Annotated in this window: 11 protein-coding genes; 9 read left to right on the top strand and 2 right to left on the bottom strand. The window is 40.2% G+C overall.

Translation table 11 applies throughout. The features are described from left to right. Positions 1–179: 179 nt before the first annotated feature. Positions 180–1,355 carry an ROK family protein gene (locus NSS87_RS16520; RefSeq protein ID WP_339241358.1) on the bottom strand — a complete coding sequence of 392 codons (1,176 nt, stop codon included), beginning with the start codon at positions 1,353–1,355 and terminating at the stop codon, positions 180–182. Between the two features lie 206 nt (positions 1,356–1,561). Here NSS87_RS16520 and uxaC point away from each other — a divergent pair, with 206 nt between their 5' ends. The 5 genes from uxaC (at position 1,562) to NSS87_RS16495 (ending at position 9,539) form a co-directional block, all read left to right on the top strand. Continuing rightward, positions 1,562–2,965 (top strand): glucuronate isomerase, encoded by a 1,404-nt coding sequence (uxaC, locus tag NSS87_RS16515; RefSeq protein WP_339241356.1) that lies wholly within the window; start codon positions 1,562–1,564, stop codon positions 2,963–2,965. 31 nt (positions 2,966–2,996) lie between these two features. Continuing rightward, the gene (gene uidA, locus NSS87_RS16510; protein WP_339241354.1) at positions 2,997–4,805 is read left to right on the top strand and encodes a beta-glucuronidase; all 1,809 of its coding nucleotides are present in this window, start codon (positions 2,997–2,999) and stop codon (positions 4,803–4,805) included. 17 nt (positions 4,806–4,822) lie between these two features. After that, entirely contained in the window at positions 4,823–6,238 is a 1,416-nt protein-coding gene (gene gndA / locus NSS87_RS16505) for an NADP-dependent phosphogluconate dehydrogenase (protein WP_042188538.1), read from the top strand. A gap of 179 nt (positions 6,239–6,417) precedes the next feature. Then, positions 6,418–7,824 (top strand): glycoside-pentoside-hexuronide (GPH):cation symporter, encoded by a 1,407-nt coding sequence (locus tag NSS87_RS16500; protein ID WP_339241350.1) that lies wholly within the window; start codon positions 6,418–6,420, stop codon positions 7,822–7,824. Positions 7,825–8,132: 308 nt separating this feature from the next. Next, a complete protein-coding gene (locus tag NSS87_RS16495) occupies positions 8,133–9,539 on the top strand; it encodes an MFS transporter (protein WP_339241348.1) in 1,407 nt (468 codons plus the stop codon). 19 nt (positions 9,540–9,558) lie between these two features. On the opposite strand, the gene NSS87_RS16490 is transcribed toward NSS87_RS16495, so the two are convergent. Continuing rightward, positions 9,559–10,821, bottom strand: a complete 1,263-nt coding sequence (locus tag NSS87_RS16490) for a helix-turn-helix domain-containing protein (protein ID WP_339241345.1) — start codon at positions 10,819–10,821, stop codon at positions 9,559–9,561. Between the two features lie 155 nt (positions 10,822–10,976). Here NSS87_RS16490 and NSS87_RS16485 point away from each other — a divergent pair, with 155 nt between their 5' ends. From NSS87_RS16485 to NSS87_RS16470, 4 genes are all read left to right on the top strand, one after another. Then, complete coding sequence (locus NSS87_RS16485) at positions 10,977–11,873, top strand: sugar phosphate isomerase/epimerase family protein (protein ID WP_042188532.1); 897 nt, start codon at positions 10,977–10,979, stop codon at positions 11,871–11,873. Further along, a complete protein-coding gene (locus tag NSS87_RS16480) occupies positions 11,870–13,030 on the top strand; it encodes a Gfo/Idh/MocA family oxidoreductase (protein ID WP_339241341.1) in 1,161 nt (386 codons plus the stop codon). The genes NSS87_RS16485 and NSS87_RS16480 overlap by 4 nt, the downstream gene beginning before the upstream one ends. A gap of 73 nt (positions 13,031–13,103) precedes the next feature. Further along, the gene (locus NSS87_RS16475; RefSeq protein WP_339241339.1) at positions 13,104–14,120 is read left to right on the top strand and encodes a Gfo/Idh/MocA family oxidoreductase; all 1,017 of its coding nucleotides are present in this window, start codon (positions 13,104–13,106) and stop codon (positions 14,118–14,120) included. Continuing rightward, complete coding sequence (locus tag NSS87_RS16470; protein ID WP_339241337.1) at positions 14,113–14,970, top strand: sugar phosphate isomerase/epimerase; 858 nt, start codon at positions 14,113–14,115, stop codon at positions 14,968–14,970. The genes NSS87_RS16475 and NSS87_RS16470 overlap by 8 nt, the downstream gene beginning before the upstream one ends. The last annotated feature ends 6 nt before the right edge of the window (positions 14,971–14,976 follow it).

The raw sequence follows: 14,976 nt of genomic DNA, 5'->3' as shown, positions 1-14,976 counted from the left end.
AAGGGGGGATTTGGAACTGTAGGCGCGATAGCGATCGCCTTTGTCTCCGGATTTCATCCGCTCACAGCGGTATAATTCAAGAAATCTGGAGACAACAGCGGCCGGAAGTCCAAATATTCACCGTATTTACCATTCACTCCATAGATGTATAGTCTTCAGAGAAATTCGTATGCTGCAATTTACTCTGAAGCTTCCATTGCGTTTGGCAGATTTAGCACAGGTACATCTAGGAAATACTGAATGGCCAAAGCGCAAGCTCCTAGAATGGATGAGTTTTTGCCAAGCGTAGAGATTAACAATTCACGGTAATGGCTAATTTGTGAATTCAAATTTTGTTTGATTTTATAAATAGAGTCTGGATAGATCCGTAACATTTCACTATCTATTACGATAACGTCTGGATTATAAATATTGATCATATTATTTAAGCCAATGGAGAGATAGTAGATAAATTCATCCATGATCTCAGTGACTTCCGCATCACCTTGGTCAATCCACTCCTGAATTTGTTCATAGGTAATATTAGGGGTTTTCTTTCTTTCGGACAAAACCTCCATAATATTAGATTCAGAGGCATATTTCTCCCAGCACCCTTTATTTCCGCATTTACACGGTCTTCCACCCGGCACCATAATCATATGTCCAATTTCTCCTGCAAACCCGTCATGTCCACGAAAGAATTTGTTGTTAATAATCATTCCTAAGCCTATACCTGAATGAAATGTAGCTGATAAAAGATTATCCGTATCATGATGGACATAGACTCTTTCGGCAAAAGAACTGAGATTCGAGTTATTCTCAAGATGAATTTCAAGGTTAAGTGCGTTTTCTAGATCTGCTTTCAGATTTACATCATTCCATCCCAAACGAGGCACATAATGAATCACCTCTTGATTCGAGACGAGGCCGTGAATGGCGATCACAATACCAATAATGCCATATCGACTATTTGTGTAATTTTTTTTGTATGTGATGATATGTTTGATTAGCAGTGCAAGAATCTCGGAATAGTCAGTGGTTTCAAGCTTAACGATGTTAGAAAATACAGGGCGTCCTAGAAGATCTGTAAGCGCAAAGGATATTTGCCCATAATCTAGATCAATACCGAGGGCATAACCCGCGTCAGCATTTAAAGAGAGCATAATTGGCTTGCGTCCAACAGCATTATGTTCAAGCTGTGTTTCTACAACCAATTCATCTTCTAACAGATCAGCTACTTGAACAGAGATAGTTGCTCTTGTTAGTGCTACAGCTTTGGATAGATCTGCCCGGGAGATCATTCCTTTCTTAACAATTTCTCTGATTATCAAAGAACGATTAATCTTCTTTATGTATGAAGCATCACCGGTAATCATTATTATCCTCCAATTTGAGCAGTGATTCTGATGCTCTTTTTCTTCCTATCAAGAGTTATTATACTGCTGTAACATACATTTGACAAAACGAAAGGGAATTGATAAATTATCCTTACAGTTAATTTGTTTAATAAACAAATTAACTGTAAGGATAATTTAAACCCGTAATAGAGTTACCTGAATATGAATTTGGAAGGAGATCATGTATGAAAAGTTTTCTGGATCATCACTTTCTGTTAAATTCAGATACAGCTATACGACTGTTCGAAAATGGTGCGAATCAATTGCCTATTTTTGACTTTCACTGTCATCTGAATCCCCAAGAAATTTGGGAAAACAAGCCGTATGCTAATATTACTCAACTCTGGCTTGGGGGGGATCATTACAAATGGCGCACCATGCGAATGCATGGTATAAGCGAAAAGTTTATCACTGGAGATGCAGATGACTGGGAGAAGTTTAAGGCTTGGGCTGAGACTGTTCCCCATTTAATAGGAAATCCTCTATATCATTGGACACACCTGGAATTGAAGATGTTCTTCGGGATAGAGAAAATTCTTAGTCCATCAACAGCACATGAAATTTGGACGGAATGTAATGAGAAGCTGCTACTGCCAACGCACAGACCTAGAGGTTTTATTGCAAAATCAAATGTGAAATTTATTGGAACGACAGATGATCCGCTATCCACACTTGAATATCACGATCTCTTAAATCAAGATGAAACTTTTGAGACGCTTATCGCACCGACGTTCCGACCGGATGGCGCTCTAAATATTGAATCCGCTTCCTTTTTATCCTGGTTAGATCAATTGAAAAACATCACTGGGAGTTCGATTGATTCTTTGGAGGATTTTCTGGATGCTTTGAAGCAAAGAGTGAATTATTTCCATGAGCATGGCGGACGCGCATCGGACCATGATATTCAGAAGCTGGATTATTCGGAGGTTTCCGAGGAAGTGGTTACTGCTATTTTTAACAAAAGATTGAATAAAGAGACGCTTAGCGAAGCTGAGATCACCGATTATCGTTCTTATCTGCTCAAAGCATTAGGAAAAATGTATGCAGAGAAACAGTGGGTGATGCAACTGCATATGGGCGCTATCCGCAATAATAATACAAAAATGAAAAAGCTTATTGGCTCTGACACAGGTTTTGATTCAGTGGGTGAAACTAATTTTGCACAAGGATTGTCCAGATTCTTGGATGCTCTTGATCAAGAGGACTCTCTGCCGAGAACGGTTCTATTTAACCTCAATCCTAAGGATAATGCAGTGCTTGCGGGGATGATGGGGAATTACAATGAAGAGGGTATCCCAGGCAAAGTACAGTTTGGCTCCGGATGGTGGTTCAATGACCATATTGATGGCATGGAAAAGCAAATGAAGGATTTAGCGAACGTTGGTTTGATTAGCCATTTTATTGGAATGCTTACCGATTCTCGAAGCTTTCTGTCCTATGCTCGTCATGAATATTTCCGGCGTATTCTATGTAACATTGTTGGAAACTGGGTGGAACAAGGTCTAATTCCTAATGATATGGATTTTCTGGAACAGATGATTCGAAACATCGGCTATCATAATGCGGATAAGTTTTTCTTGCAAAGATAAATTGTTAATACAATAAAAGGAGGATTTATTTATGTTATATCCAATCGTTACTGAAACTCGCAGTATTATTGATCTTAATGGATTATGGAACTTTAAGCTAGATTCAGGTGTGGGCTTTCAAGAAAAATGGTTTGAATCCAAATTAACAGATACGATAGCGATGGCTGTTCCAGCATCCTTTAACGACATCGGGGTAAAAGCAGAAATCCGTGATCATGTAGGCTGGGTATGGTATGAAAGAGAATTTACAGTGCCGGATGTGTTCTCGGCTGAGCGTACTGTCTTGAGATTTGGTTCTGCGACACATCAAGCTAAGGTGTATGTTAATGGAGAGCTTGCTGTTGAGCATAAAGGTGGCTTTCTGCCTTTTGAAACGGAGTTAAATCAGATCTTGAAATCAGGCAAAAACAGATTGACTGTTGCGTTGAACAATATTGTTGATTATTCCACACTGCCTGTTGGGATTTACTCTGAGAAAGAAATACCAGGAATCGGAAAAAAGCTGAAAAATGAACCCAATTTCGATTTTTTCAATTATGCTGGTCTTCAGCGTCCTGTTAAGATCTATACAACACCTCACACCTATGTACAAGATGTTGAAATTGTAACCGCTTTAGAAGGTCTGAATGGTAAAGTTAACTACGCTGTGAAATTCGTAAATAAAGCAGAAGTTAAAGTAACAGTTCTGGACGAAGCAGGAGACATCGTTGCTGAGCAAGCGGGAGAGGCTGGCACAATCTCACTTGAAAATGTTAAGCTTTGGCAACCGTTGAACGCTTATCTGTACACACTACAAATTGAGCTTGTTGAGGATGGTACTACTGTCGATGTGTATGAGCAACTGTTTGGCGTGCGAACTGTGGAAGTTAAAGATGGGAAGTTCTTAATCAACAATAAGCCATTTTACTTTAAGGGTTTTGGTAAACATGAAGATTCAGCCATTCATGGTAGAGGCTTTGATGAAGCGGCCAATATTATAGACTTTAATCTGATGAAGTGGATGGGAGCGAACTCCTTCCGCACTTCCCATTATCCATACTCTGAAGAATTAATGCGTCTTGCGGACCGTGAAGGTTTTGTTGTGATTGATGAAATTCCCGCCGTGGGACTACATGTGAACTTTATGGTCATGTTATCAGGAGGCAGAGCCCATAAAAATACATGGGAGGAACTCCAAACCAAAGAGCAACATGAGCAAGATATTCGGGAATTAATTGCACGAGATAAAAACCATCCGTCTGTTGTGATGTGGAATGTGGCTAATGAACCTGCGTCCGAGGAAGAAGGGGCCTATGAATACTTTAAGCCGCTTGTAGAATTGATGAGAGAATTAGATCCGCAAAAACGACCAGTTACACTCGTTACTCATCTAGCTTCTACTCCAGATCGAGATAAAATTGCTGAACTAATCGATGTTCTAGCTTTGAATCGTTACTATGGTTGGTATGTGGATGGGGGAGACCTGGAATCTGCAAAAGTGAAATTGCGTGCAGAATTCAATGGTTGGCTTAAACGTTGCCCTAACACACCGATCATGATGACCGAATACGGGGCGGATACTGTGGCTGGTTTCCATGACGTTGAACCGGTTATGTTCACTGAAGAATATCAAGTGGAGTTTTATAAAGCCAATCATGAAGTATTTGATGAATTCCCTCATTTTATCGGTGAGCAGGTTTGGAATTTTGCAGATTTCGCTACAAGTCAGGGAATCATTCGTGTGCAAGGGAATAAGAAGGGGATCTTTACTCGGGATCGTAAGCCTAAGTATGCAGCGCATGAATTACGTAAACGGTGGACTGCAATTCCAGACTTCCATTACAAACAGGATAACGAATAGAGGGAGAGAGCAGAGGCATGTCTAAACAGCAGCAGATTGGTGTCGTAGGTCTTGCAGTGATGGGGAAGAACCTGGCTTTGAATATAGAAAGCAGAGGTTATTCCGTCGCAGTCTTTAATCGTTCTTATGATAAAACAGAAGAGTTCCTAACCAATGAAGCGTATGGCAAGAATTTTATAGGCTCAGAAACGGTTGAAGAGTTTGTAAATGCGCTCGAGAAACCACGAAAAATATTACTGATGGTTAAAGCGGGTTCAGCTACGGATGCGACAATCGAATCGTTAAAGCCTTTTCTTGAAGAAGGCGATATTTTGATAGATGGAGGAAATACTTTCTTCCAAGATACTATTCGTAGAAACAAGGAACTACAATCCGCCGGCTTTCATTTTATTGGTACTGGCGTATCTGGTGGGGAGGAAGGAGCTCTTAAGGGCCCTTCCATCATGCCTGGGGGGAAGAAAGAAGCTTATGAGCTTGTAAAGCCCATTCTCGAGGCTATATCGGCCAAAGTCGATGGCGATCCTTGCTGTACCTATATTGGACCCGACGGTGCCGGACACTATGTGAAGATGGTTCACAATGGCATAGAATATGGCGATATGCAATTGATTTCGGAGGCTTATTTTATTCTGAAGCAGGTCCTGAATCTTAGTGCTGCAGAGCTGCATGATGTATTTAGTGAGTGGAATAAAGGTGAGCTGGATAGTTATTTGATTGAGATTACTGCCGATATCTTTGCGAAAACAGATGAAGAAACCGGAAAGCCTATGGTCGATGTCATCCTAGATACCGCTGGCCAAAAAGGTACAGGAAAGTGGACTAGTCAAAATGCGCTGGATCTCGGCGTTCCGCTGCCTATCATTACAGAATCTGTATTTGCACGCTTTATCTCGGCCATGAAGGAGGAACGGGTCAAGGCTAGTAAATTGCTTCAAGGACCAGAGAAGAAGAGCTACAATGGTGATCAAGATGAGCTGATCGAAGCTGTTCGGAAAGCACTATATATGAGTAAAATTTGCTCGTATGCTCAAGGCTTTGCACAGATGCGTGTAGCGTCTGAGGAGTACGAATGGAATTTACGTTACGGAGATATAGCCATGATCTTCCGTGGCGGTTGTATTATTCGTGCGCAATTCCTACAAAAAATCAAAGATGCCTATGATCAAGATGCTGAGCTTGCTAACCTTTTGCTAGATCCATACTTTAAAGATATAGTGGAAGAGTACCAGACGGCTCTACGTGACGTTCTGTCACTTGCGATTAAATGCGGGATCCCTGTACCTTCATTTTCAAGTGCGATTGCTTACTACGACAGTTATCGCGCGGAGACACTTCCTGCAAACTTACTACAGGCACAGCGAGATTATTTTGGTGCCCATACTTATCAGAGAGTAGATAAAGAAGGCGTATTTCATACAAAATGGTTAGAATAGACTAATAAAATAGTTAATATAGCGCTTACAAAAGTTATTGACGAGCACATCAGAAAATGGTATTCTACGGTAAGGATAATTAATTAGTTTATTAAACAAATTAATTATCCTTACATCATTACTTTTGATAGGTGAAGAAGTAAAAGTGTACACCATCCAAGAGTTACGGGGGAATGAAGTTGAATACACAAACTGGTCTGGAAACTTCAAAGGGTTTTGTGTCTAGTGCAACAAACAGAAAGTTTGGTCTAAGGGATAAGCTGGGTTATTTATTCGGTGATTTCGGCAATGATTTTTTCTTTATTCTTGTAAGCTCTTTCTTAATGGTATTCTACACGGATGTATTCGGAATTAATGCGGCTGCCGTTGGTGGACTTTTCCTTATTGCCCGACTTTGGGACGCAATCGCTGATGTAACCTGGGGGCGTTTTATAGATACCAGAAAAGCAAGTCCTAACGGAAAATTCAAACCGTGGATCTTTAGAATGTCGTTTCCACTAGTGATTACAGGTGTATTAATGTTCATTCATCTACCAGGGATGTCTGACGGATTCTATCTGGCTTACGCTTATGTAACTTATATTCTCTGGGGAACGTTTTACAGCACCGTGAATATTCCTTACGGGTCAATGGCTTCTGTAATCACAAGTGATCCTGTTGAACGCACCTCACTATCAACATTTCGAACGTTAGGCTCTTCATTAGCAGGGTTAATTATTAATGTAGTAGGGCCCATGATTATATTCGTAGACAACAAGGCAGATCCGAACCGATTTTTACTTGCAGCTGTTATATTTGCAGTTCTTTCACTTTCCTGTTACATGGCTTGTTATAAGCTATCCACTGAACGGATTATTGCTCCAGAGAACAATAAGGTTAAAGGTAATCTGGGCGCCACTTTAAAAGGATTCTCCAAAAACAAACCTCTAATCTGGATCTTAGTTGCTTCACTCGTTTTTATGACTTGTTTTATGCTTATCGGATCAGTAAATATCTATTTGTTCAAAGACTATTTTGGTAGTACAACAGCTTTAAGTATGGTAGGTTTTGTTCAAACCGTAGCTATGTTGATCGCTATGCCATTAGTAAAACCACTAGTTGCCAGATTCGGTAAAAAGGAAACAGCCTCCGCCGGTCTTTTATTAGCTGCAGCCATTTACGCTTTATTATACTTTTTGCCTAATGTGAGCACTAATCAATTTATTGGAATATTGTCTATCGCTAATTTTGGTTACGCTTTCTTTAATATGGTGATCTGGGCGTTTGTGACCGATGTGATAGATTATCATGAATACATAACGGGCCTTCGTGAAGATGGAACGGTGTATTCTATTTACTCCTTTGCTCGTAAGGTGGGGCAAGCGATTGCTGGAGGACTTGGAGGGTTTGCGATTAGTGCAGTAGGTTATAATGCCACCCTTAAATCACAGACACCAGCTACGCTTCACGGACTCCATACCTTAGCAACATTAATGCCTGCCATTATCTTAGCTCTAGTATTTTTGATCCTTGTATTCTTATATCCTTTGAACAAAAAACGCACGCTTCAGCTTACCGCAGACATAGCAGAGAGAAGTCATTCTTAAGGTTATATCGTTTGTCATCTTTCAACAGAAACCCCAGGTTTGATAGGGGTTTTTTGTTGATTTTTGCTTTAAAGATGTTTGATATTACTCAACTTCCTGAGAGGTTTTTGCGAAAAAACGATGTGAAAATATACACATAAAAAATATTTTGAAGCGCTTACAATTTCTGTTGACGAGTATAAGTTGATGGTGTTATCCTACGGTAAAGATATTTTGTTAGTTTAATGAACTAATTAAATATCTTTACAATTCTTACTTTTGAAGGATGCGCTTAAATGTAGCTATTCAAAAGTTACGGGGGGATAAATATGAATCAACAAGCCGGTCTCGAAACTTCAAAGGGTTTAGTAACAAATGTAAACAACAGAAGGTTTGGCCTCAGAGATAAGATGGGTTATTTGTTCGGTGATTTCGGCAATGATTTTTCCTTCATTCTTGCAAGCTCTTTCTTGATGGTATTCTATACAGATGTGTATGGAATCAGTGCGGCAGCCGTAGGCGGACTTTTTCTCATTGCTCGCTTATGGGATGCAGTCGCAGATGTAACTTGGGGACGTTTTATCGATACTAGAAAAGCAGGGCCGAAGGGGAAATTCAAACCATGGATCTTTAGAATGTCTTTTCCGCTAGTTGTTACTGGTGTGTTAATGTTCGTTCATATTCCAGGAATGTCTGATGGATTCTATCTGGCCTACGCTTTTGTAACTTATATTCTATGGGGAACATTATACAGTACGGTTAATATTCCTTACGGTTCAATGGCTTCAGTGATCACCAGTGATCCAGTGGAACGAACCTTGTTATCAACCTTTCGGAGCTTAGGGGCTTCATTAGCAGGGCTGATTATAAATGTGGTTGGTCCTTTGATTATTTTCGTAGATAACAAAGCAGATGCTAATCGATTTTTTTTGACAGCTGTTATCTTCGCCATTCTTTCACTCTCCTGTTATATGGCCTGCTATAGTCTCTCCACTGAACGTATTACTTCGTCGAATAACTCAAAGGTAAAAACAAATTTTCGAGCAACGCTAAAAGGATTTAAAAAGAACAAACCCCTGATCTGGATCCTAATCGCTTCGCTTGCCATCATGACTTGCTTTATGCTTACCGGTGCTGTGAATGTCTATTTGTTTAAAGACTATTTCGGAAGTGCAAAAGCATTAAGTATGATGGGCTTGATTCAAACGGCAACGATATTCATTACCATGCCATTAATAAAACCTTTGGTTGCAAGATTCGGAAAAAAAGAAACCGCCTCAGCGGGTTTGCTTCTAGCGGCTATAGTATATGCTTTGTTATATTTCATGCCAAACTTGAGCGTTAATCAATTCATTGGAGTAATGACTGTAGCCTCATTTGGTACCGCTTTCTTTAACATGACGATCTGGGCATTTGTTACGGATGTTATTGATTATCATGAATACTTAACGGGATTACGGGAAGATGGTACAGTTTACTCTGTGTATTCCTTTGCCCGTAAGGTGGGTCAAGCAATTGCTGGTGGACTTGGTGGTTTTGCCATTAGTGCTGTCGGATATAATGCTCAGCTTAAAGCGCAATCGCAGGATACACTTCAGGGAGTGCATACATTAGCAACTTTATTACCTGCCGTTATGGTATTCATAGTTTTTCTAATCTTAGTATTTCTTTATCCATTGAACAAAAAACGTACACTCCAGCTTGCTACTGACTTAACAGAGAATAGAAGCTTGTAAAATGTAGCGATTTCAGATGTTAATTCTGCTGAATACTTCTTCTATTTTTCCGGAACTGATTTGGGGTGATTCCGTTAGTTTTTTTAAAGACCTTTATAAAATAGTTCACATCATTATAACCAACGATCTGAGCGATATCCGTTATCGATAGATAATTGTTCTCCAACATTTCAACAGCGGATTTAATTCTCAGCAAGTTGATGTAATCAATAATAGATTGGCTAGTTTCTTGTTTGAACTGTCTGGAAAGCTCGTACATGCTTGCCGAGATCGCACGGGCTATTATATCAAGACTCAATTCTTTATCCAGGTTTAGGCGGATATATTCGATCGCTTTTCTTATGGTAGAACTATAGGGTTTCAGAGACAAATCATTAACAAGCTTGCAGTATTCAGAATACATTTTCATTTGAAGCTCAGAAAGCTGTTGTACAGAAGCAGATCTTTCGATTTGAATAGAAAATTTCTCTGAGATACTGTCTATGTAGACTGGATGAACGCCACCTTTCTCTGCTGCCTTGCGCAGCAGAGTGTTGCTTACAAAGGTCAAATTTTTACGTGATCTTAGGGGGTCCGTAGGGAAACGGTCAGGAAAATCATTCTTACCCCATGCACCATCCTTCAAGAATTGTTGCAGCTGTTGTTGATTTCCTCGCTCTATAATAGACAATAATTGATTTTCTTTCCGATATCTTTCTTCTATGATCGCTGGCGATAAATCTGTTTTGTTTTTGACCGCTTCAGAAAGTAACAGATTCTGGCTTCGAAAGTTATAGCTAACATGCTCAAAAGTTGAAACCGAGTGGTTAGAAAGTTGAGCACTCTCTGAAAGATACGCTAGAAATTCTGAGATGTTATTGACCTTTTGTTCATTGATTAAAGGCAGAGAGAGATAATATTGTTCTAAGATGGGCTGCAGCCAAATGGATAAATTATTGTCAAATATAATATCGTGCATGAGAAGTGTAGAAGGCTCTTCCAGTAGATAAGGACCTACAATTATGCTCCCTAGGTAACTGGTGCCTTTGTAAAGGTTGGAAGAGATGAAATTCAATTTATAGGATGTGGAATGAATAAGTAAATGTGATGCGGCATTCGAATGTTGAAGCTGAAGCATTGCTCTGAGATCTTCGAAGTAACCTTTTAATGGCTCTGGCACTTGTATATGCCCAGACTCCCATACGATCTGTACCCCTGATTGAAAAAAGACAGTCTCAATGCTCGCATAGTTATATGTGAATTTAAGTAGTTTTTGTAGTTGTTCCCATTCCTCAGATAACACTAAATTCTCACCCCTTGTAAACATTATTCTTCTCAAGCTGCTCTATATTTTACTATTATACACAAGATTTTACGAGAATAATAAATCGGTTTCATTTATAGTAACGTTATTCTTATACATTCAACTGGTAATCGCTAGGAGGAGGGAAAGAGGTTGTGGTAAATAAAAACCTTAGCATCTCAGGCTTCTCTGATGAAATTTCTGCAGAGTTTGACCAGCAGCTTGAGGTAGTTTCGAAATTGGGGATGCAGTACTTATCCTTGCGCGGCATTGACGGTAGAAATATCGGTGACTTTACACTGGAAGAGATTCGATCGAATGTTCTACCCAGACTTGAACGATCCGGTATTCGAGTATCCTCCATCGGTTCGCCAATCGGGAAAATTTTCGTGAAAGATGAAGGCGCTTTTATAAAGCAAAAAGAAATGCTACACAGACTCTGTCAGATCAGCAATTTATTGCAGTGCAAGTATATTCGTATATTCAGCTTCTATATCCCCAAGGGTGACGATCCCGATCAATACCGGGACGAAGTGATTGAGAAGATCAAGGAATTTACTACGATCGCTGAACAATACGATGTAATTCTACTGCATGAGAATGAAAAAGATATCTACGGTGATATTGCTCGGCGCTGTAGTGAGATGTTGAATGCGGTTAATTCCAAGTATTTTAAGGCTATTTTTGATTTTGCGAACTTCGTGCAATGTGGTGAGGATACTCAAGCATGCTACGATTTATTGAAAGATGAAATTGCTTATATACACATTAAGGATGCAGTTAAGTCGGATAATCAGAATGTGGTCTGTGGGACTGGGGAGGGGCAAATCCCGTCGATATTGTCTCAGGTGATTCACAGTGGGTATAAAGGTTTCTTGACGCTTGAACCACATCTGGTTCAGTTTGACTCCTTAAAGGATTTAGAACTGGAGAATGCAGAAGAAATTATTAAGGACAACAAAGGTCTTAATGGGGCGGAGGGCTACAAGCTACAGTACGAAGCTCTTATTCAAATACTTGAACATATTGAAAGCGAGGAGAAAGTGAAATGACAAAAGTAAGAATGGGAATTATCGGTGTTGGTGCACAAGGCAGTGCATATGCAAATTTTTTGACCGAAGAAAAAGTGGAGAATATGCAGCTTGGGGCAATCTGTGATATCGATCCTGCAAAGAAACAGTGGGCATCAGAAAAGTATCCGGATGTTCCTTTCTATGACAACTACATCGAAATGATTGAAAGTGGAGAAGTAGACGCAATAGTCACTTGTGTGCCTCACTATTTGCATCCGGAAATGGGAATCGAAGCGTTGAAGAGAAACGTTCACGCCCTGGTGGAAAAGCCAGCCGGAGTATACACGAAGCAGGTTAGAGAACTAAATGAATTCGCAGCAACTAAGCCCGAAATAGCTTTTGGAATCATGTTTAATCAGCGAACCAACCCGCTATATCAAAAGCTGAAGGAAATTATTGATAACGGAGAAATCGGTGAGATTCGTCGCACGAATTGGATGATTACCACCTGGTGGAGACCTCAAGGTTATTATGATCAAAGCGCTTGGAGAGCTACTTGGGAAGGCGAAGGTGGTGGTGTTCTGGTCAATCAGGCTCCACATCAGCTGGATTTATTACAGTGGATATGCGGAATGCCTAAGAAAGTCTACTCCAATGTGAAATATGGTTATCAAAGAAATATAGCAGTAGAAGATGAGGTTACTGTACTACTAGACTATGGGAACGGCGCAACAGGCGTATTCGTCACTTGCACACATGATGTTGTAGGAACGGACCGATTTGAGATTTTGGGTGATAAAGGGAAAATCGTAGTTGATGACAGTAATAAGATAACCGTTAAACGCCTGATCAAACCTGAGCGCGAAATGAGCGATACCATGAGTATGGTTGATGTAATGAAAATATTCATGGGTGGAAATTCGGATGAAATCTACAATGAAGAAGTTATTACCTTTGAAAGTGTCTGGGGAGCTCAACATACTGCAGTCATGAAGAACTTCGCATCCCATATTTTAGATGGGGAGCCGCTTTTGGCACCAGGAAGTGATGGTATTCACGGCGTGGCGCTTGCAAATGCCATTCACTTATCTAGCTGGCTAGGTAAAGAGGTGGAGCTCCCTGTTGATGAAGAGCTATATTTGAACGAACTCAAGAAGAAGATCGAAGAAGAGCAAAAGCAACCTCTAACCAAGTAATGATACTTCTTAATATTTAAAAAACTAACTCGTGGTATGAGCCATGGGTTAGTTTTGAAAAGGAGATTTCCATATGTTAAAGGCAGCGGTTATTGGACTTGGTGATATTTCCAACATTCATATTCAAGCGATTCAGACGAATCCAGGGATTGAGTTAGTGGCTGTATGTGATATTGATGAGTCTCTAAGGAACACACTACCTGGTATAAGCTTTTATACAGATTATCTGCTCATGCTTCAAAAAGAGTCCCTTGACTGCGTGCATATTTGCTTGCCACATCATCTGCACTATCCAGTAACCAAAGCCTGCATGGAGAATGGGGTTCATGTGCTTCAAGAAAAACCGTTAGCCTTAAACATAGAAGAAGCGTTAGCCATGGAGAAGCTTGAGGCAGAATATGAGCAGATCAAAGTTTGCATCTGTCTACAGAACCGTTATAACGAGACTTTTGAGATGCTACAGGATATTGTTCGTCATAATGACTATGGCCCTTTGATTGGGATTAAGGGCTTGGTAGCATGGTATAGACCGCAAGTCTATTATGATATCAAACCATGGCGTGGACGGAAAAGCGAATCCGGTGGCGGGGTGATGATTAATCAATCGATCCATACGCTGGATCATATGCAATTGCTTGGTGGGCCGATCGAGGCGATCCGAGGATCCGTTGATCAACTGATGAATTACGGTATTGAGGTCGAGGATACGGTGTCTGCGTATATTCGGTTTAAGAACGGAGCTAAGGGCTTGTTTTTTGCAACCGTTGCCAATGCGAGTAATTCTAGCGTTGAGCTTGAAGTGATGTATGAGAAAGTGAAATTCACAATAAAAGACAGCCTATTAATTAAAGAAGATGATCATGGGGAGAAAGAGGTATTAGTTGAAGATGCCAAGCTTCCAGGGACGAAGTTTTATTATGGAGCTAGCCACGCTTCACTAATCGATCATTTCTATGATTGTATACGTAACGATTCACACGATTATGTTCATATCCGAGATGCTGTTCAGTCCATAAGAATGATAGATACGATTCACAAATCTTCGGCACAAAAACAAGAAATTCAACTGGAGGGTGATCTAGATGAGTAACGGTAAAATTGGTGTGCAAATGTTCAACTTGAAAAATAAAATTGTGGAAAACGGAGTTTATGAGACACTACGAACGGTGAAAGAACTAGGATTTAGTGCCGTTGAAGTCACTCAAATTGATATGACTAAGGAGAATGTGTCCGAGCTTAAACGTGCTAGCGAGGATTTTATTATCCAAATCGTTTCGGTCTCTGCTCCTCTGAATACGATGCCGGGTATGCCAGGGGAATCCTTAACCACAGATTTCGATAAAATCGTCAATGATTGCAGGACATTGAACTGTAATTATGTCCGTATTGGTATGATGCCAATAACGCTTATGGGAAATAAAGAGAAAATTATGGAGTATATTCATCAAGCAGAAGAAATGGCTACACGTTTGGAGAAGCACGGTATTGAGCTCTATTATCACAACCACCACGTAGAATTTGAGAAATATGACGGGGAAACGCTTCTGGATATGATGAAGGACAACACCTCGAAGCTCGGTTTCGAATTGGATGTTCATTGGATTCAGCGGGGTGGTGAGAATCCGGTAAATGTTATTAAACGCTTTGCTGGACGTGTATCCTTACTGCATCTAAAGGATTACAGAATCGGCCACATGGATTTAAGTGCAGATGACTTTAAAGATATGTCAAAGTTTATGTATAAGTTCTCCAATATTATTGAGTTTGCAGAGCTTGGTGAAGGGAGCTTAGATATTCAGGCGATTATCGAAGCCGGTCACGAGAGTGGTGTGCAGTATTTCTTGATTGAGCAAGACGATACGTATGGGAAAGATCCGTTTGATTGTCTACAGACTTCAGGAAGCTATCTGAAACAGTTGGGTTATGAGAACTGGTTCTAAAATTTA

The organism is Paenibacillus sp. FSL F4-0243 (assembly GCF_037963295.1).
Lineage (GTDB): Bacteria > Bacillota > Bacilli > Paenibacillales > Paenibacillaceae > Paenibacillus_AQ.
This window is presented reverse-complemented; position numbering and strand designations above follow the sequence as displayed.

Bases quoted from the DNA above. Each gene is read 5' to 3' on its own strand.
- NSS87_RS16520 (WP_339241358.1), bottom strand. From the start codon at position 1,355: ATGATTACCGGTGATGCTTCATACATAAAGAAGATTAATCGTTCTTTG.
- uxaC (WP_339241356.1), top strand. From the start codon at position 1,562: ATGAAAAGTTTTCTGGATCATCACTTTCTGTTAAATTCAGATACAGCT.
- uidA (WP_339241354.1), top strand. From the start codon at position 2,997: ATGTTATATCCAATCGTTACTGAAACTCGCAGTATTATTGATCTTAAT.
- gndA (WP_042188538.1), top strand. From the start codon at position 4,823: ATGTCTAAACAGCAGCAGATTGGTGTCGTAGGTCTTGCAGTGATGGGG.
- NSS87_RS16495 (WP_339241348.1), top strand. From the start codon at position 8,133: ATGAATCAACAAGCCGGTCTCGAAACTTCAAAGGGTTTAGTAACAAAT.
- NSS87_RS16480 (WP_339241341.1), top strand. From the start codon at position 11,870: ATGACAAAAGTAAGAATGGGAATTATCGGTGTTGGTGCACAAGGCAGT.
- NSS87_RS16475 (WP_339241339.1), top strand. From the start codon at position 13,104: ATGTTAAAGGCAGCGGTTATTGGACTTGGTGATATTTCCAACATTCAT.
- NSS87_RS16470 (WP_339241337.1), top strand. From the start codon at position 14,113: ATGAGTAACGGTAAAATTGGTGTGCAAATGTTCAACTTGAAAAATAAA.